Source organism: Halobium salinum (genome assembly GCF_026586625.1).
GTDB lineage: Archaea > Halobacteriota > Halobacteria > Halobacteriales > Haloferacaceae > Halobium > Halobium salinum.
The window spans coordinates 562,681-585,243 of record NZ_JAODIW010000006.1 but is presented as its reverse complement, the minus strand read 5'-3'; the positions used below and the strand labels follow the sequence as shown (position 1 = coordinate 585,243).

Below are 22,563 nucleotides of genomic sequence, written 5' to 3'. Positions count from 1 at the left end.
CTTCGGACCGAACGACGGGACCCGGGTGACGCCGGCGACGCCCACCGGCGTGAGGCCTTTGTCCCGTGACGGCCTACCGGGTGCCATGAGCGAAGCGTCCACGGCCACGTGCGTCGTCATCTCCTACCCCGAGTCGCTGGGTGACTGGAGCCGCGACCAACTCACGGGCGACCGGTTCCGGAGCTACTTCCGGCGGACGCTCGGCGACGTCGAGGTCGGCGAGGAGTTCACCGAGTTCGTCGACGTGGGCTGTTGTGGCAACTCGCCGGACATCCCGCTCAGGGTCGAGGCGGTCGAAGGCGAGGGGCCGGTCGGCGACGACACCGACATCGCGTTCACGACCCGGGAGGTCGACGTGGCGAGCGGCTGGCGGGTGCAGAGCGCGGCCGGGCCGAACCGGTGAATCCGACGAAGCGCAGGAGCAGGGGAGCCGGGGTCAGGGCACGTAGCGCACGCTGACGACGCCGTCGCCGAACCGAATCTCCACCCGGTTCACGCCCAGTCTGGCGGCCCGAGTGAGGGTCGCCTCGCGGTCCTCCGCGACCTCGCGGGCCGCGTCGGCGCCCTCGCCGTCGGGGACGGTGATGACGTGAATCTCGCCGTGGCCGGCGCGCTCGCGGCGGTCGAGTTCGCCGACGGCCTGCTCGTCGCCGACGTCGACCGAGGTCCTCGTCGGCGATTCGTCGCTCACTTCGATGGACAGCGACCAGCGGCGCTCGATTTCCACGAGCTGGTAGGTGACGTTCATCGGCGGGTCGGCGGCGACGACGCCCTCCACGGCGTCGTCGACCTCGACGCCCGGGTTCGACGACAGGGTGAGCACCTGCCCGTCGTCCACGTCCTTCAGGACGGCCGACGCCTCGTCGGCGGCGGTGACGAGAAACGTCCCCTCCTTTCGGTCGTCGCTGCCACCCTCGTCGACTGTCTCTTCGCGGGCCGCCGCGATGGCGTCGCGGACGGCCGCCTCGCGCTCGTCTGTCATGGCCGGCGGTAGGCGGTCGGACGGTTTGGGGGTTTCGTCCTCGACCGACGACGTGCCCACCGCGTCAGCGCAGGACGCGGTGGACGAGGTAGATGCCGCCGGCGGCGGCGAGCGGCGGGACGAGACCGGCGAGTGGGGGGAGGGCGTAGAGTAGTTGCACGACGCCGCCGGCATCCCCCTGCTGGAACTCCGGCGGGATGGAGACCACCAACCCCACGTACAGCGAGGCCAGGAAGGCGTACCCCGAGAGCGCGAGCGCCACGTCGTAGCCGTCGCCGTCGCTGCTCCACCCCCGTCGGTGGCGGCGGGCGACGAACAGCGTGGGGGCGAGGATGGGTCCGACCACGAGGAGTCCGACGACGATGTAGAACGCGCGACTGAGGGTGATGCTCCCGCCCGAGAAGGAGGCGGTGTTGCCCAGCAGGACGACGACGCCGGCCGCGACGAGGAGCCCGACGAGGAGGGAGGTGAGGGCACTCAGGAGGACGTAGCTACGGAAGAACCACGAGTCGCTCGCTCGGAAGGCGTAGGGGAACGCGCCGAAAAGCCCGCCGTACCCGCGATTGCTCATTACCCGCGCTTAGGCGTTGGCCGAATTAACCGTGTCGTTCCCCGAAGCGGGCGGGGTCGCCGCCGGCTCCCACTTCGGCTCCGAGGTGACGACCCGGGTCTCGCCCTCGATATCCTCGTCGGTGCCGTCCGCCACGGTCCCGTCCGCGGCGGCCCCGTCGGTCGAGGTCGCTCGCTCGTCGCCGGCGACGGGTGAGGCGTCGGGGCCCGGGACGGCGAGGCCGAGCCCCCCCGCCGCGAGGAGGACCCCGACGAGCGCCACGGTGAGGACCCCGAGACGGGTCCACCCAGTCCGATGCATACTCGGATACACTAGCTCTACTACCTTAGTTAGCCGCCGATTACCGGCCCGAAACGGTCGCGTCGAGCGGTCGCCGGACGAGGTAGTGACCCGTTATCGGCGACGTTTGGGAAAACTCGATGAGCCCCCTCGTCGCCGTCGTCTCCTTCGCCGTCACCGTCTCCCTCGTCGCCCCTGTCCTCACCATCTCCTTCGTTCCCCCTGCCCTCGCCGTCCTCCGGTCCGCGGTCGCGGTCCCGGCGGTCGTCTCCCGCGAGTCGTCGGCGGGTGGGGACTCGCTCGTACCGGCTCGATGGCCGGCGATGGCTCCCTCCGGTACCGGAACGAGAGAGACGGGCAAACCGTTTTACCGTCGCCGGTCGCGTTCCCGATATGTACGTAGACTTGGGGAACGCCCTCGGCACCCGGCCGGGCCTGGACCGCGACACCCTCGACCGCCTCGACGAACGGGTCGCGGACGCACACGGGACCATCGCCGCCGGACGCGAGGCCGAGGAGCACGGGTACGCCGCGCTGAACCTGCCGGAGACGACGGACGCCGACGCCATCCGCTCGGCCGTCTCGCGCTTCGAGAACCCTGCCGCCGTCCTCACGGTCGGCATCGGCGGGAGTGCGCTGGGCGCCGCGACGGTCGCCAACGCCCTCGACTCCGAGGTCGACGCCTACTTCCTCGACAACGTCGACCCCGAGTGGGTCACGCGAAAGCTCGACGCCCTCCCGCTCGACCGCACGGTCGTCAACGTCGTCTCGCGCTCCGGAACGACGGCCGAGACGCTCTCGAACTTCCTCGTCGTCCGCGACGCGATGGAGTCGGCGGGCGTCGACTGGACCGACCGAACGTTCGTCACAACCGGCGAGGAGGGGAACCTCCGCGAACTGGCGAACAAGCACGACCTCCCGGCGCTCGACGTTCCCGACGGGGTTCCGGGTCGGTTCTCGGCGCTCTCGACGGTCGGGCTGGCCTGCGCCGCGATTCAGGGCCACGACCTCGACGCCCTCCTCCAGGGCGGCGCCGACGCCATGGACTCCCTCTCCGGGTCGCTGTACGACTCCCCCGGCTACGCCTACGGCGCGGTCTCGTACGCGCTGGCCCGCCGCGGCGCCGGCGTCAACGCGATGATGCCCTACGCCGAGAGCCTGGAGACGTTCGCCGAGTGGTTCGCCCAGCTCTGGGCCGAGAGCCTCGGGAAGGACGGCGTCGGCCAGACGCCCGCCCGCGCCCTCGGCGCGACCGACCAGCACTCCCAGCTCCAACTCTACCGTGCCGGGCCGAACGACAAGCTCGTCACGCTCGTCCGACCCCGCGAGTACGAGGACCGGGCCATCCCCGAGACGGACCTCGACGGCCTCTCCTACCTCGGCGGGAAGAGCCTCGGCGAACTGCTCGACGCCGAGTTCGAGGCCACGGAGGCGAGCCTGAAGGCCGCCGCCGTCCCCAACGTCCGCATCGAACTGGAGCGCGTCGACGAGCGAAATCTGGGCGAGCTACTGTACGCGATGGAGGCCGCGACGGTGCTATACGGCGAGCTCGACAACGTCTCGACGTTTACCCAGCCCGCCGTGGAGTGGGGGAAGAAGGCCGCCCGCGGGCTCCTCGGCGGCGGCGACTTCGAGGAGGCCGACGCGGTGCAGGACAAGGAGACGTTGGTCGTCGAGTAAGGGTTCGTCGGCTCCACGAGTGGGGACCGACGGAGTTACGCCCGCCCCACGACTACCACCTCACCAACGAATGGCCTCGGACTCCCCGACTCGGTCCTCGACCACCGACGCGGACGGGCTCGGACGACACCTCCAGACGCTCGGCGCCGTCGTCAGCGTCGTCGCCGGCGCGTTCATCGTCGCCGCGGTGTTCGTCGCCCTCGGCGCCGGCGCCCTCCGACCGCTCGGCCTGACACAGGAGGACGCGCTCGGGCGCGTCCTCATCAGCTCGTTCCAGTTCGTCGGGTTCATCCTCACCGCCGCGGCGTACTTCTCGCTCCGAGACGACTGGGACCTGCTCGGCCTCCGCACCCCGACCGCCCGCGACCTGGGCTGGATGGCCGCCGGTCTCGTCGCGCTCGTCGGTCTCCTGTTCGCGTCGTCGTTCGTCTACGAACTCACGGCGCTCCAACCCGCGGAGAGCGCGCTGGTGCAGTTCGGCCAGGACCAACCCGCGTTCTTCCTCTACCTGGTCCCGATGACCCTCCTGCTCGTCGGGCCGGCGGAGGAACTGGTCTTCCGGGGGGTCGTCCAGGGGACGCTCCACCGGGAGTACGGCCCGTGGCCCGGACTGGTGGGGGCGAGCGCAATCTTCGCACTCATCCACTGGTCGTCGTACGTCGGCGAGGGCCGGGTCGTCACGCTGGCGACCATCTTCGTCCTCGGTGGGTTGCTCGGCTACCTCTACCTCCGGACGGAGAACATCCTCGTCCCGGCAGTCGCTCACGGGCTGTTCAACGCCGTCCAGTTCCTCTGGGAGTACGCGTCGGTGACGGGGCTGGTCTGAGGCGGCACCTGCGGGCCGTCCGCCGCGCCTCCCAATCCGGGAACCTATTACCCCCACCGCGCGAACCCGGGTACAATGCCCGTCGACTGGAGCGACATCGACCACGTGACCAAGGTCGACCCGGCCGAGGACCTGCCGGCGGACCTCTCTATCCTCGACCGCACCGACCTCGTCATCGTCGGCGGCTCCGACGGCGTGACGGAGGAGAACACCCTCGACGCGGTCGAGCGCATCCGCGAGCAGTGTCCCGGCCTCCCGCTCTTCCAAGAGCCAAACAGCGCGAGTCACGTCTCGAGGGAGACGGTCGAGGCGGTCGACAACCTCGCGGTCCCCGCGGTGTACAACGGCGACCGCGACAATTTCGTCGAGAAACACGTCGACTTCTTCACCGAGGTGGCTCGCAAGCCGGAGGAGGCGCTCGGCTCCGGACTCCCGCTCGTCGGGGACCTCATCGCCGAGCGCGGCCGCGAGGCGGTCGCCGAGGTCGCCGAGAAGGTCATCGGCGAGGGGTACGTCGTCCAGAATCTCGAGTCGAAGGCCGCCGCCGAGTCCGGCGTCGAGCGCCGCTACGACACCGACCAAGTCGCCGGCGCCGCGCTCGCGACGGAGGCGCTCTACGGCTTCGAAGTGTTCTACGTCGAGTACTCGGGCACCTACGGCGGCCCCCGAGACGTCGAAGCCGCGGCGCAGTACCTCGACGAGACGGTGCTGCTCTACGGCGGGGGCATCGAACGGCAGGAACAGACCCGAGAGATTCTCGACGCCGGCGCCGACGCCGTCGTCGTCGGGGACTGCTTCCACGACGACCCCGAGCGGTTCGTCCGGACGATTCCGGAGTAGGCGGGGGAGAACGAGCGACGGCGGCGAACCGCGGAAACGGCGAGAGGACGAGCGGCGACGTCGAGGGTCGACTACTCCTCGGTCGTCGTCGCGTCGATGTCGAGGTCCTCGCGGTAGATTTTGGCGCCGTCCTGTGCGACCTTCTCGGCGAGCACGGCGCACTTGATGCGCATCGGGCTGATGTCGACGCCGAGCATGTCGACCACGTCGTCGCGGTCCAACTCGGCGAGTTCGTCGAGCGTCAACCCCTGCAGTTTCGAGGAGAGCATGCTCGCGCTGGCCTGTGAGATAGCACAGCCGTCACCCGAGAACGCGACGTACTCGATGGTCTCGTCGTCGTCCTCCAATCTGACGTCCATCCGGATGGTGTCGCCACAGGAGGGGTTCTCCCCGACGTGCGAGAAGGTGGCATCGTCGAGTTCGCCGTAGTTGCGGGGGTTCTTGTAGTGGTCGAGTATCTGCTGTCGGTACATGTCCGAACCCATAGTCAATCGGCTCCTGCTACGGGTATGCGCCGGAAAAGGGTTCCGTCGTGGGGTTCAGTACCGCTGCACACGGCCCGAAGTCCGGCCATCCTCTCCACCGCCGGCGGCCCCTGTGAATGCGACACAGACTCGTTACAGAGTTATTACAATTGCGCCGTGATACCACGGCCGATGACGAGGGACCCGTTCGGTCGCGCCGTCCGCGACCACCACCTCGGCGAGCGCGAGGAGCCACTCGTCGACCGCGACGGCGACGAGACGCGCGAGCACGCTATCGAGCGGTGGTACTTCGGCGACCACGAACCCGACGAGTGGTTCGAGTCGTGGCTCGACGGCCCGCTGCTGGACATGGGCGCCGGTGCCGGTCGCGACAGCCTGTACTTCCAGGAGCGCTTCGAAACGGTCGCCGTCGAGGTGAGCGACCACCTCGTGCGGACGATGCGCGAGCGCGGCGTCGAGGACGCCCGCCGCGCGGACATGTTCTCGCTCCGCGACCACTTCGAACGGGACCGGTTCCGGTCGGCCGTCGCGGTCGGCACCCAACTCGGCCTGGCGGGGTCGATGGCGGGCGTGCGAGCGTTCCTCGACGACCTCGCGTACGTGACGACGTCGGACGCGACCGCGATTCTCGACAACTACGGCCCCCAGCGGTCGGTGGCACAGGGCGTGTTCGCCGTCCGCGACGACCCCGCACCCGGGCTCGCCCACCGCGTCTTTCACTGCGAGTACGAGGGGGAAGTGGGTCGGACGCTCTACTTTCGGCTGTTCGACCGGCGACGCTTGGCGGAGGCACTCGTCGGCACCCCGTGGGAGATTGCCGAGTTCAGCTACGGCCACCCGGAGTCGGACGAGGAGAGCAATCAGTGGGTCGTCGTGCTGGAGAAGACCGACCGCGCCTAGACGGCGCCAGTAGCGAATGGCCGCGTCAGGTGAACAGCACTGAGCCGGTAGCGAGCGACCGGCTCAGGCGAATAACTCCCGCGCCTCGTCGACACCTTCCACCAGCGCGTCGACCTCCTCGCGGGTGTTGTACAGGTAGAACGACGCGCGCGTCGACGCCGGAATCCCCAGCTTGTCGTGGAGCGGCTGGGTACAGTGGTCGCCGGCGCGGATGGCGATTCCCTGGTCGGAGAGGATGCTGGAGAGGTCGTGCGAGTGGACGCCGTCCAGGTTGAACGAGACGAGTCCCCCGCGCTGGTCGCCCGGCGGACCGTAGATTTCGATGTCGTCGAACTCGGAGAGGCGGTCGTAGGCGTACTCCGTGAGGAGTTCCTCGTGGCGCTGGATGCGGTCCATTCCGATGTCCTCGAGGTAGTCGACCGCCTCGGCGAGCGCGATGCCGCCGGAGATGTTGGGCGTGCCGGCTTCGAACTTCCACGGGAGGTCCTCCCACGTCGCGTCCTCGTAGGTGACCTTCCGGACGTGCCCGCCACCGTAGTTGAACGGCTCCAACTCCTCCAGGATGGCACGCTTCCCGTACAACGCACCGATACCGGTCGGTCCGCACATCTTGTGCCCGGAGAACGCGAGGAAGTCGGCGTCCATCGCCTCCACGTCGACCGACCGGTTGGGGACGGACTGTGCGGCGTCGACGAAGATGTAGGCGTCCTGCTCGTGGGCCAAGTCCGCGAGTTCGGCGACCGGGTTGACCGTGCCGAGTGTGTTCGAGACGTGGACGACGCTCACCATCTCGGTCGTCTCGTCGATGAGGTCGGCCGCGTGGTCCATGTCGAGGGTGCCGTCCTCTTCGGTGCGGATGTAGCGCACCTCCGCGCCGGTCTTCTTGCCGACCTGCTGCCACGTCACCAGCGAGGCGTGGTGTTCCATCTCGGTGAGCACGATGGAGTCCTCGGGGCCGAGTTCGTTCAGTCCCCACGAGCGGGCGACGAGGTTCTCCGCCTCGGTCGTGTTGTTGGTGAACACGACCTCCTCGCGCCCGCCGGAGGCGCCGACGAAGTCCGCGACCCGGTCGTGGGCCTCCTCGTAGGCCACGGAGGCCTCCTGACTCAGGTGGTGGATGCCCCGGTGGACGTTCGCGTTGTACTCGTAGTAGTAGTCGACGATGGCCTCGACGACCCGCTTCGGCGTCTGGCTCGTCGCGGCGTTGTCGAGGTAGACGAGCGGCACGTCGTCACCGTCGCCCTCGCCGGCGACGGTCGGGTCGCCGCCGACCTTGCGCTCGAGGACGGGGAAGTCGGCCCGGATCGACTCGACGTCGAGTGGGTACGATTCCTGTGTCTCCATTGGACCCCGCTATGGGCCGGAGGGATAACACGGCTTCGGAACTGTAGCGGTCCGGGCGTCGCCGGCACGACCATCGGAGGTGCCCCGGACCCGGTACCCCTCGGGTACCGGTGCCTCGGAGTCGGTCGCCTGCCGATCGGTGACACCCAGCGGCGACGGCCCATTATCGGAGAGACTCCGCGGCCACGTCGCGTTACCCGGCAGTCAGTCCGAGCGCTTACTTGACAGATAGCGAGATATTATGTCTAAACAGAGTTTTTGAGACGTATGAAGAGGAAGCAGGGAACGGGTGGGCGCGTCGTGGCGGGCGGACCGACCGGCGGTGACCGCCGGTGAGCGAGGAGCGGTTCTCCGTAGGGCGGCGGACGTTCCTGTCGCTGACGGGGTTGGGTGCGGCCGGGGCGACGGGTGCGGCGGGGGGGACGGGACCGACGGATGGGACCGCGGAGACGCGAGCGCTCTCGACCCCTCGACGGGGTCACACGACCGAGTCGACGTACTACGTCGGGACGGAGGCGCCCACGGACGCCTCGCGCAACGAGTTCTTCTACGACACCGGGACGGGCGAGGTGTTCTACCACGACGGGTTCGGCTGGCACCCCTTCGCCGGGGGCGAGACGGTTATCGACGTGGCCGCCATCCAGCGCGCCGAGGGCGTGACGGACGACGACGAGGCGTTCGAGATAGCCTACAACCGCGCCCGGGACGGCGACACGATTCTGTTCCGCGGGGAGAGTGGGAGCGAGCCGCGGGAGTACGAACTCGCCGAGACCCACACCATCTCAAAGTCGCTGACGCTCCGCTCGGCGAACGCGGAGCTCGTGCGCACGTCGTCGGTGCCGAGTCCGGCCGTCTTCTTCCGCGGCGGCGGCCTCCGAGGGTCGCCGGTCGCGGTCACCCGGACGGTGGCGCCCGGGGAGTCACGGGTCTCGGTCGCCGACACCGGCCCGTTCGCCGTCGGCGACACGGTCCACCTCCGGAACCGGGAGAACCACACGTACGCCGGACAGTACGCCCTGCAGTTCGCGGCGGTCGTCGCGGTCGACGGCGACGAACTGGTGCTCGACTGCAACGCCGTCTTCGAGTTCCCGACGGGCGAGGCGTACGTCCAGCCGGTCGACCTCCTCGACGGGCCGACCGTCGAGAACCTCACCATGCGGGGTCCGTCGGACGACGGCGTCTACGACATGTTCAAGATGCAGTGGGTCCGCGGCGGGACGTTCCGCGGCACCCGCGTCGACCGCTACACCCGACTGGGCTTTTACTTCCTCGACTGCTGGGACTGCACGTGGGACGGCGTGGAGGCGACGAACGCGGTCCGGTTCGGCGGCGGCGAGGGCGAACCGGTGAAGGCGGTCCAGTCGTTCGGCGTCACCGCCCGCGACGTGACCGTCAGGAACTGCCGCCGGGGCATCGACATCGGTCACGGGACGAGCAAGGTCCACGTCGAGAACCCCCGTATCGAGCGGGCGCGCGTCGTCGGCGTCGGCCACCACGAGAACGGGAGCGGCGCCCCGACCCGGAAGCTTCACGGCGCCGAGACCACCGTCGTCGGCGGCTCGATTCACGCCGAGGGGACCTGTATCCTCCACCAGGACGGGGAGATGACCGTCACCGGGACGGACCTCCTCGCGGGCAACAAGGGTCTCGGCGTCGAACACGGGGAGTTCACCGCTCGGGACGTGACGATTCGGAGTCTCGCCGGTCAGGGCGGCGGGCGGGCGGTGACGCTGATGACCTACGCCGGCGCCGAAACGGACTTCGAGAACGTCCACGTCTCGGGGACGGTCCGGGACCCGACCGACGAGTTCGTCGACGACGGCACCGTCCTCGTCGCCGCCGTCGACGGCGGCCCCGACATGCGGAACCTGCATCTCGACCTCGACATCGACCAGTCCGCCGGACGGTTCTACAAGCTGGAGGTCAACGGCAACCTCCTCGACGGGCTCACCGTCGCCGGGCGCTGTCGCTCCCGGAAGTCGAACACCGCCGTCGCCTTCTGGCTCCCGAGCCAGGCCGGCGAGATTCGGAACATGACCTGGACCGCGGACCTGCTCGACCACGGCGGCAACGGGCTCTCCTTCTACGGCCCCTCGCTCGTCGAGAACCTGCGCGTGGCCGGCGCCCGCATCGACGCCGGAACGACGTGGGCGGTGCTATTCGGCGGCGGCTTGGGGACCCTCCGCAACGTGTGGATTACGGACTGCCACGTCACCAGCGAGGCCGACACGCCGGTGGAAGTCCACTGCGGCGACGGCCCGCTGTGGCTCGTCGACAACAATCTCGCCGGCTACGTCCTCGACGGCGTCCCGCCCGAGAACCGCGAGGTCCGCGGGAACATCTCGACGCCCGAAACGGTCTGAGGCCGCCTCGACCGGACCCGACCGCGTGGCTCGTGTCTCCCTCGCGGGTGCGAGCACTGCTCACGTCCGTATTGATGCGTTCAGCCGACGTACGGAGTGGGAGATGAACCTCGTCACTACGTTCCTCCAGGTCGGCGTCCCCGGCGCCATCGAGCTACTGGTCGTCCTGTTCGTGTTCGGTCTCGTCGGCGTCCTCGCCGGCGTCTGGGTGTACCGCGACGCCGGTCGACGCGGCATGAACGCCGCGCTGTGGGGCGTCGCCGTCGGCGGGCTGTTCCTCGTCGGCTTCCTGCCGGGCCTGCTCGCCCTCGTGGTCTACCTCTGGGCCCGCGGCCGCGAGCGCTCGACCGCCCGAGAGGCGCCCCTCGCCTGAGCGAGCGCGCCGCCGGCACGCGGCCACGGCCGTTTTTACCACCCCGAGCGAACCGCCGAGCGAACGCGCCCGATGACCGCACCAGACGACACCATCTCAGACGACGAGGCCGAGTCCGCGTCCGACACCGAAGCCGACTTCGACCCCGACCTCGCATCCTCCGACGAGTACCGCGTCGGGAGCCGCTTTCGCGTCGCGGACGCGCTCCCCGGCGTCGGCCCGGACGGCGAGCGCGAACCCGCCGCCGACGAGGCCGCCGTCGGCGCCGAGTGGCGGGTCGTCGCCACCGACGACGACGAGCGCCTCGTCCGCTTCGACGAGGGCGAGTGGTACCGCCTCGACGAGGTGGAACGACTCGTCGGCGAGGGGTCGCTCGAACCGCTCGGCGCCGGCGACGACGCCCCGCCGACCGTCGCCAGCGCCGGCCGCACCTACTGGCTCGAACCCGGGCTGAAGTTCGTCGCCGACCCCGACTTCGCGCGGTCGCACCTCTCGGGAACGAGCGAGGGGCCGGTCGAGTTCGTCGTCGTCGACGTCGAAGACAGTGACGTACGCGTCGCCGAGCGCACCGAGGAGGGGTACGTCGCGACGAACCGTGCGATGTCGCGCTCGACGCTCGAACGCGGCACCGAACTGGCGGACCTCGACTGCGTCGGACCGGCGTCGGTCGAGGAGCGCGACGCCGCTGTCGACGCCGCGAGCTAACGCGCCGACGACCTACTCGACGAACGCCTGGTTGGGGTGGACCGTCGGTCGCCGTCGGGGCCCCAGTCGTGCGTACGGTCGGCTGACAGGAGTTCCGGTGAGCTTCGGAGGGGGCTCGGGCGACGCACCGAGCCGGGACGAGACGACGACGCAAGCACCGTAACCGAGCGAGCGGAGCGAGGGAGGTGAGGAGCGCAGCGAGTCGCGCGAGTCGACGGCGCGGGGGCTTCCGTGAGCCGTCGAAACAGTACCGCTGTCGCGTACCACGACGCGACTACCGACTACACAGGGAGCGAGAACGAGGGCGAACTACCGCAACCAGAGCAACTGCGCGTGCCGAGTACCGTCCAGTTCGAGGACGGTCTCCTCGTCGACGAGGCCCGCTTCGACGGCGACCCCGACGGCCTCCTCGCCGACGATGTTGGCCACGTTCGCGCGCGTGAGGCTCTGCACGACCGCCTCGGCGTCGGCCTCGCGGGCCTCCTCGCCGCCGTAGAACCCCTCCTCGACGGTGAGGGACACCTCGCCCGCCTCGTAGGTCTCGCCGAGGCAGTCGGCATCGCACACCGACACCAGCAGCCCCTTGCCGGTGTCGCGCTCGCGGAGCAGCATCTACAGCCCCTGGCCGTCGCCGAGGCTCCCCCCGGGACCGCCGTCGCCGCCACCGAGGCCGCCACTGCCGCCGCCGAGACCGCCCATTCCGCCGGCGCCACCCGCACCCGAACCGCCGCCACCGCCGCCCTCGCGCTGCTGGACCATCTCCTGCTCCTGCTGTTCGCGAATCTCGTCGGCGCGCTCCTGGGCCTGTTCGGCCTCCTCCTCGCGGCCGAGTTCCTCCAGCGCGCGGGCCTTCTCCTCCAGCACCTCGGCGGAGCGCATCCCCAGCCGGATGGCGTTGTCGAAGGCGTTGACGGCGTCCTCGTGGAGCCCGCGCTCGGTGAGGAAGAAGCCGCGGTTGTACCACGCCTGCGGGAAGCGCGGGTCGAGTTCGACCGCGCGTTCGGCGTGTTCGAGCGCCTCCTCGACCTCGCCGAACTCCCAGAGGGCGTAGGCGAGGTTGGTCTGGGCGCTCGCGGCGTGTTCGGAGTCCTCGTCGATGCGCAGCGCCTCGCGGTACGCGCCGATGGCCTCGTCGTACTCCTGCAGTTCGGCGTGGGCGACGCCCTTGTTCACCCACGCCTCCTGCTGGACGAGCGAGTCCTCCTCGGCGTAGTTGGCGGCGCGCTCGAACGTCTCGGTCGCCTCCTCGAAGCGGTTGATGCCCATGTACGACAGCCCCACGTCGAGCAGGGTCTCCACGTCTACGTCCTCACGGTCGATGTTCCGACGGTCGAGGATGTCGGCGAGGACGTGCGAGTCGACGGGGTCGACCTTCGTCGGGTCGACCTTCAGCTCGGGCGGGTCGAGCGTGAACTCGTCGTAGTCCTCGTCGAGGCCCTGGCCCTCGGAGAAGCGGTGAGGTCGGTCCTCGTCAGTCATAGCGGCGACTTGGCGGTCAGGCCGGTTAAGCCCTGCGTGTGCGGGCCGTCGAGTGAGTACGGGAGAACCTCGGCGAGTTCCGGTCTGCCACCCCCTTTTTGCCGAGCCGCGCCGAACACGAGACCATGCGCCTGTTCGTCAGCATCGACCTCCCCCGTTCGCTCGCCGACAGCGTCGCCGACGTCCAGGAGCGGTTCGGCGACGCCGCCGGGCTCCGGTTCGTCGACCCCGAGCAGGCGCACGTCACCCTGAAGTTTCTCGGAGAGACCGCCGAGAAGCGCGTGCCGACGGTCGAGGAGGCGCTGGAGAACGCCGTCGACGCCGCCCGCGTCGAGCCGTTCGAGGCGACCGTCGCCGGGCTGGGCACCTTCCCGAGCCTCGACTACATCAGCGTGCTCTGGGCCGGCGTCTCGGCCGGCGGCACGGAGATGACGCGGCTCCACGAGGCCGTCGAGCGCGAGACGACCGGCATCGGCTTCGAGGCCGAGGACCACGCGTTCACCCCGCACGTCACCCTCGCCCGGATGGACGACGCCCGCGGGAAGGACCTCGTCCAGCGGCTCGTCCGCGAGTCGTCGGCGACGGAGCCCGAAATCGGCTCCTTCCGCGTCGACCAGATTCGCCTCAAACGGAGCACGCTCACGGACGCCGGCCCCGAGTACGAGACGGTGACGCGCTTCGGGCTCTGAGACCCCTGGTGTCGGGGCGTCGCGGTGTCGAAGCGTCGTGACGTCTGAACGACCCGGCGACCGCGGCATCGAATCGGAGAGCCCTCAGACGCCGTCGTTCGCCCCCACCTCGTCGGACGAGCGGAGGCGCACCGTCTCGTCGTCGACGCCGGCGACGTGTTCGCGCTTCAGCTCCCCCTCGTCGTCCTCGGCGTCCCAGCCGAGGAACTCCTTGATGGCGCTCGTCATGTCGGAGGAGGCGGACATCTGTGCTCGCCCCTCGTCGATGAGGTCGACGGTGCCGACCTCGTTCCCGGAGGCGTCCTCGACCGTCTTGTCGCGGTCCTCGCCGGTGAAGTCGCGTTGCATGGGAGAACGTGACGTACGCCCGTCGCTTGTCGCTGGTGGCCGCGGGAGGCAGGTGACCCCCGGTCCCGGTGTGAGGTGTGACTGTCCCACCAAGCTAAGTACCCGTCGCGGGTACCGGACCGGCGATGAGCGTTATCGCCGAGTTCACCGTCCCCGCGGACGCCTTCCTGTTGAGCGACGCGCTCTCGGCCGCGCCGGAGGCGACCGTCGAAATCCAGCGCGTCGTCGCCAACGCGCCCGACGAACTCATGCCGGTGTTCTGGGTCGCCGGCGACGTGGCGGGGTTCGACGAGGCGGTCCGCGAGGACGACAGCGTCACCGACGTGACGCGACTCGACGACCTCGACCGTGGCACCTCCTACCGGGCGACGTGGACGCGGAACGCCGAGTCCATCGCTTACGCCTATCTGGAGACGGGCGCGGCCATCCTCGAGGCGAACGCCCGTGACGACACGTGGCGACTCCGGATGCGCTTCGACGACGACGAGTCGCTCGGGCGCTTCGACGACTACTGTCGCGAGCACGGGCTCCCCTTCGAGCTGGAGCGGCTGTACCGGCCCGAGGAGCCGATGGCGGGCGGGCGATTCGGACTGACGCCGAAGCAGCGCCGCAGTCTCGTCGGCGCGCTCGAACGGGGGTACTACGCCGTCCCGCGGGAGCTGACGATGAGCGACCTGGCCGCCGAACTGGGGGTCACCCAGCAGGCGCTCTCCCAGCGGCTCCGACGCGCTCACGGGACGCTCGTCGAGAACACGCTGGTCATCAGTTCGCCGGCGGAGGCCGAGGGCGGTGACGACGGGAGCGGTCGTGAGCCCGAACGGGCGCGGTCCGAGCCGCCGTCCGTCGAGGACTGAGCGTAACGAGTCGGACGCCGACCCAGACACGTCTGCTTCCCGGGGTCGGCGGCGAGCGCCGGTCGGCCGTCACGGATAAACGGTGGATACGAACAAGGCGCGGGTATAGGCGGTTGGAACCGCTAGGACGTAACGACGACGTCCGGGTCGCCCCGGGGTGACCCGACGGTCCGGACCGCGTCGTCTACTGACACGGCCCCGACGCGGTCCACCGAGGGGAGACGACTCGGTGCCGTGTCACCCGCCGGAATGCACACGTGAGCGGCGGATCGTCCGCCCTCCCCTCGTTCTCGACTCCGTCCGTCGGCTCGACTCCGTCCGTCGGTCCGACTCCCGAGTCCGTTCCGAGAGACGCCGTGGTCGACTCCCGAGGCGCCGCCGTACCCGCCTCCGACGCCAGCACGGGCACCGGGGCAAAGCAACACGATTTTATGGCGCGCAACGGAACTCCCTCCACTATGGGAAAGAAATCGAAGGCCAAGAAGAAGCGCCTGGCCAAGCTCGAGCGACAGAACAGTCGCGTCCCCGCGTGGGTCATGCTGAAGACCGACATGGACGTCCAGCGCAACCCGAAGCGCCGCAACTGGCGCCGGAGTGACACGGACGAATGAGCGCCGGAGACTTCGAGGAGCGCGTGGTCACCGTCCCGCTCCGCGACGCGAAGCAGGCACCGACCCAGGAGCGCGCCGACCGCGCGATGCGGCTCGTCCGCGAACACCTCGCGAAGCACTTCAAGGTCGACGAGGACAACGTGCGCGTCGACCCCTCGCTCAACGAGGCGCTGTGGGACGGCGGCCGGCAGAACCCGCCGAGCAAGCTGCGCGTCCGCGCGGCCCGCTTCGACGAGGACGGCGAGGTCACCGTCGAGGCCGAGCCCGCCGAGTAAGCTGTGCTACGCGCTTCCTTCGCCGGTTCGTCGTACGTCGGCGTTTTCGCCCGAGCGACGGACGACCTGCTGCTCGTGCGGCCCGACGCCGAGGACGAACTCGTCGACGACATGGCCGAGGAGTTCGACGTGACCGCCGTGACGACGACCGTCGGCGGCTCCGGCACGGTCGGCGCGCTGGCGACTGGTAACGAGAACGGCGTGCTCGTCTCGGGTCGGGCGACCGACCTGGAAATCGAGCGCATCGAGGAGGCCGTCTCCCTCCCGGTCGTCAGACTCCCCGGGCGCATCAACGCCGCCGGCAACGTCGTCCTCGCGAACGACTACGGCGCGTGGGCCCACCCCGACATGGGGGACGAGGGCGTGGCCGCGGTGAAGGAAGCACTCGACGTTCCCGTCGAGCGCGGCGACCTCGGCGGCGTCCGCACCGTCGGCACCGCCGCCGTCGCCAACAACCGGGGGGTCCTCTGTCACCCGAAGTCCCGCGAGGAGGAGCTGGAGGCGCTCGAGGAGCACCTCGACGTCCACGCGGACATCGGGACCATCAACTACGGCGGCCCGCTCGTCGGCTCGGGGCTCGTCGCCAACGACGAAGGGTACGTCGTCGGCGAGGACACCACCGGGCCGGAGCTGGGACGCATCGAGGACGCCCTCGGCTACATCGACTGACTCTCGCCCGACTCGAGACCGTCGCCCGACCCGAGGGCGGTCCGCCTGTCGTCGCCCGCGTCACCGTCCGGCTCGAAGACGACGACGAACCGGGCACCCGTTCCTTCTCCCGCGTCTTCGACCGACACCGACCAGCTGTGGGCTTCGGCGACCGAGCGGACGACCGCGAGGCCGATGCCGGTGCCCGTCTCGGAGCTGGTCGTCCCGAACTCGAACAGCGACTCGGGGTCGTCGGCGTCGACTCCCGGTCCGTCGTCTTCGACGAAGAAGCCACGTACGCCGCCCGTTCCAGCGGCTGACCGGAGCGTTCCGACCCGAACCGACGGTGAGCGGGTCGAGCCGTGCTCGACCGCGTTCCGAAACAGGTTCTCGAACAGCTGGAGCAGGGTCGTCCGGTCGGCCTCGACGGTGGCGTCGTCGACGACGGTGAGCGAGCCGGACGCGGTGTCGACGTGGCCCCACGCCGCAGTCGCGACAGCCCGGAGCGACACCGGCTCGGTGTCGCCGAGGTCGCGGCCGGCCCGCGCGAGCGCCAGCACGTCGGTGACGATCTCCTCCATGCGGTCGTGGGCGCCGGCGACCCGGTCGAAGTGCTCCGGGTCGCCCGAGTCGCGTGCGAGCTCCAGAAAGCCCGAGGCGACGTTCAGCGGGTTCCGGAGGTCGTGCGAGACGACGCTCGCGAAGGCGTCGAGCTGTTCGTTCTGTCGGCGCAGCCGGCGTTCGCGAGCCTTGCGCTCGGTCACGTCGTGGGCGTTCACCACGACGCCATCGACGACCGGGTCGGCGAGGAGGTTCGTCGCGTGGACGTCGAACGTCCGGTACGAGCCGTCCGCGTGACGGACTCGACACTCCTCCCGGCGCGTCCCGTCGGGCTCCCCGACCAGCTCCGTGAACGACTCGCGTACTCGGTCGCGGTCGGCCGGGTCGACCAGCGAGCGAACGTCGCGACCGACCACGTCGACGACGTCGTACCCGAGCGTGGACTCGACGGACTGGCCGGCGTAGCGGACGCGGCCGTCCTCGCCGACGACGAGTATCACGTCAGAGGCGTTCTCGGTGAGCGTCCGGAGCCAGCGCTCCCGGTTCCGCCGTTCGCTCACGTCGTGGAGCAGGCAGAGTCGTCCCCTGGGGTCGTCGCGTCCGTCCCGGACGGTGACGCTGTCGACCTCGAAGTAGCGTCGCTCGGTTCCGACGTCGAAGACGAACTCCGCACCGTCGGCGAGCGGGCGGTCGACCTGTGCCTGCCGAGACGGGTCCTCACCGGGATCGGGTCCGGTGTCGAGCACCGACGCCACGGGCGCCCCGAGGTCCCGGTCGTCGAAGCCGAATCGGCCCGCTGCGGCGGGGTTGAAGTCGACGAGCCGGTCGTCGACGTCGAGGACGACGACGGCGTCGGACATGTGTTCGACCGCCAAGTCGCGAGCGAGCGGGACGACGTCGAGCACGCGGTATCGGACCAGCCCCCACGCGAAGAGGGCACCGACCGGCACGAACGATATCGGCGTGAGTCGCACCGGCGTCGGGGCGTAGACGATGTCCACTACGGCGACGGCGAGAACCGAGGCGACCCCCGCCAGCATCACCAGCGCCTGCTTGCGGTAGAGGCCGGTTCTGGCGACCGCCTGCCGGACGAACAGCCCGGCGGACACCAGCGCGACGGTGAAGCCGTACGCGGTCTCCGCCCAGTACCACGGACCGAACGTTCCGTAGTCGACGGCACCCCTCCCGACCGCCACGAGCCGGGGGTCGCTGAAGAGGAGTCCGTGCCAGCCGGAGGTGAGCGCGAGGAGGACGGTCAGCGCCGGCCAGGCCAACAGCAGGGGGAGGGTCCGGCGGGTGACCCACCGCTCGTGTCCGGTGAGTTCGAGCGTGAACAGGAGGAGACCGACGAGCACGAGTTCGTAGGGGAGCCACGCCATCCGGTTCCAGAACAGCGACGCTTCGAGCGTGGGGACCGTAAGTTCGAGTGCGTGGGCCAGCGACCACCCCGCCGCCGCACCGGCCATCAGTACGAACCAGTCGGTGCCGGCGTCGGAGCGAACCCGCAGTCCGAACACGGCGAGCGCCGCGGCGACGGCCGCGGCGAGGACGAACAGCGGCGTGTACGGGATGAGCTGAGCGACCACGGAGAGTCAGCCTCACGTGTCAGTTAATAGTATTGAAGCTTTTGACCCGGAGCGGCTACTCGGCACGGAGGACTTTTCACCGACCGGCCGAACCCCTCGATGATGCCGTCGGACGGGCCACGTCGCGAGGGTCGGCGAGAGGAGGGAAGCCGGCGCCGTCGAGCGAGGCGGGGCGCCCACCGGCCGGAAGCGGGGAGCGACCGGGACGGGTGGCTCACGCAGGTCGTCCACTACGGGTTCTCACAGGTAGTCGTGCTCTCGACCCCGCTCGTCTGGGTCGTCTACCGGACGACGGCCGACGCGGGCACCGTGCGGACGGCGGCGGTGGTCGGCTGTCTCGTCGCGGCCGTGGTCGTCGGGACGCTACGCGACGGACGGGTCGACGCCGGGCCACCTTGGCCGACCGTCACGGCACGCCGGCTCGGCGTCGGCGACGGGTACCGGGAGCTGGTCGGACGGGTCGCGTCGTTCTCGGCCGCGGTGGGGTTGGCGGTGTTCTGTGGACTCGTCGTCGCCGACGGCGGCGGGTCGGCGGTCGCCGTGGCGCTCGTCGCCGCGGTCGTCGCCGCCCTCGTCGTCGGGAGCCTCCCCGTCCTCGCCGGGCACGGTCGTCGGGGGACGGCGGTCCGAGGGGCGCTCCACACCGGCGGACTCTGGGCGGTCGCCGACTGGGCCGGCCTGTTCGCGCCCGCCGGTGTCGACGCGACGGTCGTCGGGTGTCTGCTGGTCGTCGCCGTCTGTGCGTTGGTCGACCTGCGGCCGGCGGTCCGTCGCGAGGCAGGAACCTGAACCCCGACCAGCCGACTCGACCCGGTGAGTGCCCCACGAGAGCGTCCCGACACGGAAGATACTTCCCGCTGCCCCGTCCACCTGCACCCATGAGTCAATTTACGGTCAGCGGTCGCTTCCAGTCCCGTGACGGCTGGGAGGACTTCGAGAAGTCGATCGACGCCGAGAACGAGAACGTCGCCCGCGAGCACATCCTCGCGCAGTTCGGGAGTCAGCACAACCTCAAGCGCACGCAGGTCGAAATCGAGGAGGTGGCAGCATGATGGGCGGTGGCCAGCAGCAGCTGCAGCAGCTCTCCCAGGAGCTGCAGGCGCTCGACGAGGAGATCGAGGAGGTCGAGGGCGAAATCGACGAGCTGGAGACCGAGAAGGGCGAAGTCGACGAGGCCATCGAGGCCATCGAGACCCTCGAGACGGGCTCGACGGTGCAGGTGCCCCTCGGCGGCGGCGCGTACCTCCGCGCCGAGGTCCAGGACATCGACGAGGTCATCGTCTCGCTCGGCGGCGGCTACGCGGCCGAGCAGGAGCAGGGCGACGCCATCGAGGCGCTCCAGCGACGGCAGGACCTGCTCGACGAGCAGATCGCCGAGCTCCGCGGCGAGGTCGAGGGGCTCGAAGAGGAGAGCCAGGAGCTCGAACAGCAGGCCCAGCAGATGCAACAGCAGATGCAGCAGCAGCAGATGCAGCAGATGCAGGACCAGTTCTCCGGCGAGGGTGACGAGGGCGAGGACGAGTAACCGCCCATGTTCGACGGACTGAAGAAGAAACTCGGCAAGTTCCGGAAGGACGTCGAGGAGACGGCCGAGGAGAAGGCCGAGGAGGCGGCGGAAGGCGAGCAGGTCGAGGAGCCGGTCGACGACGCCGACCGGGGTACGACCGGCGCAGCCGACGCCACCTCCGCGGACGCCGCCTCCACCGACGCCGCCGCGACGGAGCCGGCGGCCACCTCGACGACCGACCCGGACACGGCCGAGGTCGAGGACGGCGCGGGCGCCGGGAGCGACGCCGCCGCCTCGACGGAGACACTCGTCGACGAGGACGACCCCGAGAAGCCCGAGACGGCGGCCGAACCCGCGGAAGCGGCGTCGCCGTCGACCGAGTCCTCGACCGACGAGCCCGAGACGGCGGACGAAGCCGCCGTCTCGAACGGTGCGAGCGGCGCCGAGCCTGTAGCGGCCGAGAGCGAGAGTGCAGACACGGAGGCCGAGGTGGCCGACGACGAAGCCGACGCCGACGCGGACGACACCGAGAGCGAGATTCCGGAGTTCGCTCGGCGCCGCTCCTCCGCTTCCGCCGACGGCGAGAGCGAGGCGGCGGAGTCCTCGACGAGCCGGTGGCAGCAGATGAAGTCGATGGCCACCGGGCGCATCATCATCGAGGAGGAGGACTTAGAACAGCCCCTCTGGGAGCTCGAGATGGCGCTGCTCGAGAGCGACGTGGAGATGAACGTCGCCGAGCGGATGCTCGACACCATCCGCGAGAAGATGGTCGGCGAGTCCCGCAAGCAGGTCGACACGACGGCCCAGCTCGTCCAGGAGGCGCTCCACGACGCGCTGCTCGAGGTCATCAGCGTCGGGCAGTTCGACTTCGAGGAGCGCGTCCGGAACGCGGAGAAGCCGGTCACCATCATCTTCACCGGCGTCAACGGCGTCGGGAAGACGACGAGCATCGCGAAGATGTCGGAGTACCTGGAGAAGCAGGGGCTCTCGACGGTGCTCGCGAACGGCGACACCTACCGCGCCGGCGCCAACGAGCAGATTCGCAAGCACGCGGAGAATCTCGACCGAAAGCTCATCAGCCACGAGCAGGGCGGCGACCCCGCCGCCGTGCTGTACGACGGCGTGGAGTACGCCGAGGCCCACGACGTGGACGTCGTGCTCGGCGACACGGCCGGTCGGCTCCACACCTCGAACGACCTGATGTCCCAGCTGGAGAAGATCGACCGCGTCGTCGACCCCGACATGACGCTGTTCGTCGACGAGGCGGTCGCGGGTCAGGACGCCGTCCAGCGCGCCAAGAAGTTCAACGAGGCCGCCGAAATCGACGGCGCCATCCTGACGAAGGCCGACGCCGACTCGCAGGGCGGCGCGGCCATCTCCATCGCCTACGTCACCGGGAAGCCGATTCTCTTCCTCGGGACGGGCCAGGGGTACGACGACCTCCAGAAGTTCGAGCCGGAGGAGCTCGTCGCGAGCCTGCTCGGCGAGGACTGAGCGCCACGGCGAGCGCGCGTTCAGGCGCGTTCCTCTCGCTGACGCGGTGGTCTGAGAGGACCGAGCGCCACGACGGCCGCCGTCTTTTCCGCGGCCGACTCACTTCTCGAACACACCGGGCCCCAGCGTGCGGTGGGTGTCGTGCCACGCCGTCACCGCACGTTGGACGCCCTCGAAGGAGCCGTCCCCGTCCCAGGCACAGCTGTCGGCGTAGCTGGTGAGCGGGACGATGCGCCCGACCCCGGCGTCCCGGTAGGCCTCCTCGACGGTGAGGTCGAGTCGACTGCCACGGGTGAGCGTGGGGACCACCGTGATGCTCCGACGGAGCCAGCAGGTGTCGTCCCCGTCGGCGAACTTGAGGAATCCGGCGAAGACGTGCGCGTCGCCGTCGGTACCGACCGAACGCGGTGGGACGACTCGCTCGGCCGGGCCGTCCAGGAGGCGTTCCGTGGGGCGGGTCGACGGGGTCACGTTGGTCGTTTCCATGATAACGCAACACACGGTGTGCGCGCGAAAAAGGGTTCTGACCGGTCCGTCGAATCGTTCGACGAAGACGAACGATGCGGCGGAGTCGGCCGAGACGGCAACAGCGTTCTTTCCGCTCCGGGTCGAAACGGGGGTATGAGCACCGTCATCGGCATCGAGTGTACCGGCGGCGTCGTGTTGGCCGGCGACCGAACCCTGACCCGCGGTGGGTCGGTGGCGAGCAAGTCGAAGAAGCGCGTGTTCGACTTCGGCTCGGTCGGCGCCGCGGTCGTCGGCGACGCGGGCGGCATCGACGAGTTCGAGCGTCGACTCGAGAAGGAGCGCCGGGAGTACGAACTCGACGGGGACGAACTGGGAATCGACCCGCTCGAGCGGGTCGCGAGCGACCTCGCCGCCGAGTTGGGCGTCGAGGTACTTCTCGCCGGGAGGGACGACAGCGGCGACGCCCGATTACGCGCCGTCGGCGGCGACGGCGCCGCGTTGGACGACCCGACCGCCGCCCTCGGCTCCGGGGCAGAGGTCGCCTACGGTGGGCTGGAAGGCGTCGACGTCGACGCGTCGCTCGACGAGGCCGAGGCCGAGGCGCGCGAGATTATGGCGGCCGTCGCCGAGCGCGACAGCGAGACGGGGGAGGACGTCGACGTGTTCCGCCTGGCGAGCGAGGAGTGAATCCGGGG

General features: G+C 69.9%; 28 protein-coding genes. 18 read left to right on the top strand and 10 right to left on the bottom strand.

From position 1 onward, the window contains the following. The first annotated feature begins 85 nt into the window (after positions 1–85). The gene (locus N5095_RS06335) at positions 86–403 is read left to right on the top strand and encodes a DUF7968 family protein (RefSeq protein ID WP_267621904.1); all 318 of its coding nucleotides are present in this window, start codon (positions 86–88) and stop codon (positions 401–403) included. A gap of 33 nt (positions 404–436) precedes the next feature. On the opposite strand, the gene N5095_RS06330 is transcribed toward N5095_RS06335, so the two are convergent. The 3 genes from N5095_RS06330 to N5095_RS06320 all read right to left on the bottom strand — a co-directional run bounded on the left by N5095_RS06330 (position 437) and on the right by N5095_RS06320 (position 1,853). Further along, positions 437–982 (bottom strand): DUF5812 family protein, encoded by a 546-nt coding sequence (locus tag N5095_RS06330; RefSeq protein WP_267621903.1) that lies wholly within the window; start codon positions 980–982, stop codon positions 437–439. A gap of 64 nt (positions 983–1,046) precedes the next feature. After that, positions 1,047–1,553 carry a DUF8056 family protein gene (locus N5095_RS06325; RefSeq protein ID WP_267621902.1) on the bottom strand — a complete coding sequence of 169 codons (507 nt, stop codon included), beginning with the start codon at positions 1,551–1,553 and terminating at the stop codon, positions 1,047–1,049. Positions 1,554–1,562: 9 nt separating this feature from the next. Next, positions 1,563–1,853, bottom strand: a complete 291-nt coding sequence (locus N5095_RS06320; protein WP_267621901.1) for a hypothetical protein — start codon at positions 1,851–1,853, stop codon at positions 1,563–1,565. A 372-nt stretch (positions 1,854–2,225) separates the two neighbouring features. Between N5095_RS06320 and N5095_RS06315 the strand changes: the two genes are divergently transcribed. The 3 genes from N5095_RS06315 (at position 2,226) to N5095_RS06305 (ending at position 5,178) form a co-directional block, all read left to right on the top strand. Beyond that, a complete protein-coding gene (locus tag N5095_RS06315; protein ID WP_267621900.1) occupies positions 2,226–3,512 on the top strand; it encodes a glucose-6-phosphate isomerase in 1,287 nt (428 codons plus the stop codon). Positions 3,513–3,582: 70 nt separating this feature from the next. After that, positions 3,583–4,338 (top strand): CPBP family intramembrane glutamic endopeptidase, encoded by a 756-nt coding sequence (locus tag N5095_RS06310; RefSeq protein ID WP_267621899.1) that lies wholly within the window; start codon positions 3,583–3,585, stop codon positions 4,336–4,338. 75 nt (positions 4,339–4,413) lie between these two features. Next, the gene (locus N5095_RS06305; protein WP_267621898.1) at positions 4,414–5,178 is read left to right on the top strand and encodes a geranylgeranylglyceryl/heptaprenylglyceryl phosphate synthase; all 765 of its coding nucleotides are present in this window, start codon (positions 4,414–4,416) and stop codon (positions 5,176–5,178) included. A 71-nt stretch (positions 5,179–5,249) separates the two neighbouring features. Here the strand turns inward: N5095_RS06305 and N5095_RS06300 are convergent, their stop codons facing one another. Continuing rightward, on the bottom strand, positions 5,250–5,669 hold the full coding sequence (locus N5095_RS06300) for an iron-sulfur cluster assembly scaffold protein (RefSeq protein WP_267621897.1): 420 nt from the start codon (positions 5,667–5,669) through the stop codon (positions 5,250–5,252). Positions 5,670–5,834: 165 nt separating this feature from the next. Between N5095_RS06300 and N5095_RS06295 the strand changes: the two genes are divergently transcribed. Further along, positions 5,835–6,563 (top strand): class I SAM-dependent methyltransferase, encoded by a 729-nt coding sequence (locus tag N5095_RS06295; protein ID WP_267621896.1) that lies wholly within the window; start codon positions 5,835–5,837, stop codon positions 6,561–6,563. A 63-nt stretch (positions 6,564–6,626) separates the two neighbouring features. On the opposite strand, the gene N5095_RS06290 is transcribed toward N5095_RS06295, so the two are convergent. Continuing rightward, entirely contained in the window at positions 6,627–7,907 is a 1,281-nt protein-coding gene (locus tag N5095_RS06290) for an aminotransferase class V-fold PLP-dependent enzyme (RefSeq protein ID WP_267621895.1), read from the bottom strand. A gap of 332 nt (positions 7,908–8,239) precedes the next feature. Here N5095_RS06290 and N5095_RS06285 point away from each other — a divergent pair, with 332 nt between their 5' ends. The 3 genes from N5095_RS06285 (at position 8,240) to N5095_RS06275 (ending at position 11,348) form a co-directional block, all read left to right on the top strand. After that, positions 8,240–10,270: a hypothetical protein gene (locus N5095_RS06285; protein ID WP_267621894.1), complete on the top strand. Its 2,031-nt coding sequence runs from the start codon at positions 8,240–8,242 to the stop codon at positions 10,268–10,270. Positions 10,271–10,373: 103 nt separating this feature from the next. Beyond that, the gene (locus N5095_RS06280; RefSeq protein WP_267621893.1) at positions 10,374–10,643 is read left to right on the top strand and encodes a hypothetical protein; all 270 of its coding nucleotides are present in this window, start codon (positions 10,374–10,376) and stop codon (positions 10,641–10,643) included. Positions 10,644–10,715: 72 nt separating this feature from the next. After that, positions 10,716–11,348: a hypothetical protein gene (locus N5095_RS06275; RefSeq protein WP_267621892.1), complete on the top strand. Its 633-nt coding sequence runs from the start codon at positions 10,716–10,718 to the stop codon at positions 11,346–11,348. 309 nt (positions 11,349–11,657) lie between these two features. Here the strand turns inward: N5095_RS06275 and N5095_RS06270 are convergent, their stop codons facing one another. Together N5095_RS06270 and N5095_RS06265 are read right to left on the bottom strand one after the other, a co-directional pair. Next, entirely contained in the window at positions 11,658–11,960 is a 303-nt protein-coding gene (locus N5095_RS06270; RefSeq protein WP_267621891.1) for a DUF424 domain-containing protein, read from the bottom strand. Then, positions 11,961–12,827: a tetratricopeptide repeat protein gene (locus tag N5095_RS06265; RefSeq protein ID WP_267621890.1), complete on the bottom strand. Its 867-nt coding sequence runs from the start codon at positions 12,825–12,827 to the stop codon at positions 11,961–11,963. It abuts the gene before it with no gap. A gap of 125 nt (positions 12,828–12,952) precedes the next feature. Between N5095_RS06265 and thpR the strand changes: the two genes are divergently transcribed. Beyond that, complete coding sequence (gene thpR, locus N5095_RS06260) at positions 12,953–13,516, top strand: RNA 2',3'-cyclic phosphodiesterase (RefSeq protein WP_267621889.1); 564 nt, start codon at positions 12,953–12,955, stop codon at positions 13,514–13,516. A gap of 84 nt (positions 13,517–13,600) precedes the next feature. Here the strand turns inward: thpR and N5095_RS06255 are convergent, their stop codons facing one another. Then, entirely contained in the window at positions 13,601–13,864 is a 264-nt protein-coding gene (locus N5095_RS06255) for a hypothetical protein (RefSeq protein WP_267621888.1), read from the bottom strand. Between the two features lie 125 nt (positions 13,865–13,989). Here N5095_RS06255 and N5095_RS06250 point away from each other — a divergent pair, with 125 nt between their 5' ends. From N5095_RS06250 to N5095_RS06235, 4 genes are all read left to right on the top strand, one after another. Continuing rightward, positions 13,990–14,718 carry a helix-turn-helix domain-containing protein gene (locus N5095_RS06250; protein WP_267621887.1) on the top strand — a complete coding sequence of 243 codons (729 nt, stop codon included), beginning with the start codon at positions 13,990–13,992 and terminating at the stop codon, positions 14,716–14,718. 458 nt (positions 14,719–15,176) lie between these two features. Further along, positions 15,177–15,329 carry a 50S ribosomal protein L39e gene (locus tag N5095_RS06245; protein WP_267621886.1) on the top strand — a complete coding sequence of 51 codons (153 nt, stop codon included), beginning with the start codon at positions 15,177–15,179 and terminating at the stop codon, positions 15,327–15,329. Continuing rightward, complete coding sequence (locus tag N5095_RS06240; protein WP_267621885.1) at positions 15,326–15,604, top strand: 50S ribosomal protein L31e; 279 nt, start codon at positions 15,326–15,328, stop codon at positions 15,602–15,604. The genes N5095_RS06245 and N5095_RS06240 overlap by 4 nt, the downstream gene beginning before the upstream one ends. Before the next feature lie 3 nt (positions 15,605–15,607). Then, the gene (locus N5095_RS06235) at positions 15,608–16,273 is read left to right on the top strand and encodes a translation initiation factor IF-6 (protein ID WP_267621884.1); all 666 of its coding nucleotides are present in this window, start codon (positions 15,608–15,610) and stop codon (positions 16,271–16,273) included. Here N5095_RS06235 and N5095_RS06230 read toward each other — a convergent pair. Continuing rightward, complete coding sequence (locus N5095_RS06230; protein WP_267621883.1) at positions 16,261–18,399, bottom strand: histidine kinase N-terminal 7TM domain-containing protein; 2,139 nt, start codon at positions 18,397–18,399, stop codon at positions 16,261–16,263. The genes N5095_RS06235 and N5095_RS06230 overlap by 13 nt on opposite strands. 102 nt (positions 18,400–18,501) lie before the next feature. On the opposite strand from N5095_RS06230, the gene N5095_RS06225 reads away from it, so the two are divergent. From N5095_RS06225 to ftsY, 4 genes are all read left to right on the top strand, one after another. After that, positions 18,502–19,188 carry a DUF8215 family protein gene (locus N5095_RS06225; RefSeq protein WP_267621882.1) on the top strand — a complete coding sequence of 229 codons (687 nt, stop codon included), beginning with the start codon at positions 18,502–18,504 and terminating at the stop codon, positions 19,186–19,188. A gap of 89 nt (positions 19,189–19,277) precedes the next feature. Next, entirely contained in the window at positions 19,278–19,451 is a 174-nt protein-coding gene (gene rpl18a, locus N5095_RS06220) for a 50S ribosomal protein L18Ae (protein WP_267621881.1), read from the top strand. Beyond that, positions 19,451–19,924, top strand: a complete 474-nt coding sequence (gene pfdA, locus N5095_RS06215) for a prefoldin subunit alpha (RefSeq protein ID WP_267623009.1) — start codon at positions 19,451–19,453, stop codon at positions 19,922–19,924. The genes rpl18a and pfdA overlap by 1 nt, the downstream gene beginning before the upstream one ends. A gap of 6 nt (positions 19,925–19,930) precedes the next feature. After that, the gene (gene ftsY / locus N5095_RS06210) at positions 19,931–21,400 is read left to right on the top strand and encodes a signal recognition particle-docking protein FtsY (RefSeq protein ID WP_267621880.1); all 1,470 of its coding nucleotides are present in this window, start codon (positions 19,931–19,933) and stop codon (positions 21,398–21,400) included. 99 nt (positions 21,401–21,499) lie between these two features. Here ftsY and N5095_RS06205 read toward each other — a convergent pair whose 3' ends face one another. Next, positions 21,500–21,886, bottom strand: a complete 387-nt coding sequence (locus N5095_RS06205) for a hypothetical protein (protein WP_267621879.1) — start codon at positions 21,884–21,886, stop codon at positions 21,500–21,502. Positions 21,887–22,021: 135 nt separating this feature from the next. Here N5095_RS06205 and N5095_RS06200 point away from each other — a divergent pair, with 135 nt between their 5' ends. Then, a complete protein-coding gene (locus tag N5095_RS06200; protein WP_267621878.1) occupies positions 22,022–22,555 on the top strand; it encodes a hypothetical protein in 534 nt (177 codons plus the stop codon). Positions 22,556–22,563 lie beyond the last annotated feature (8 nt).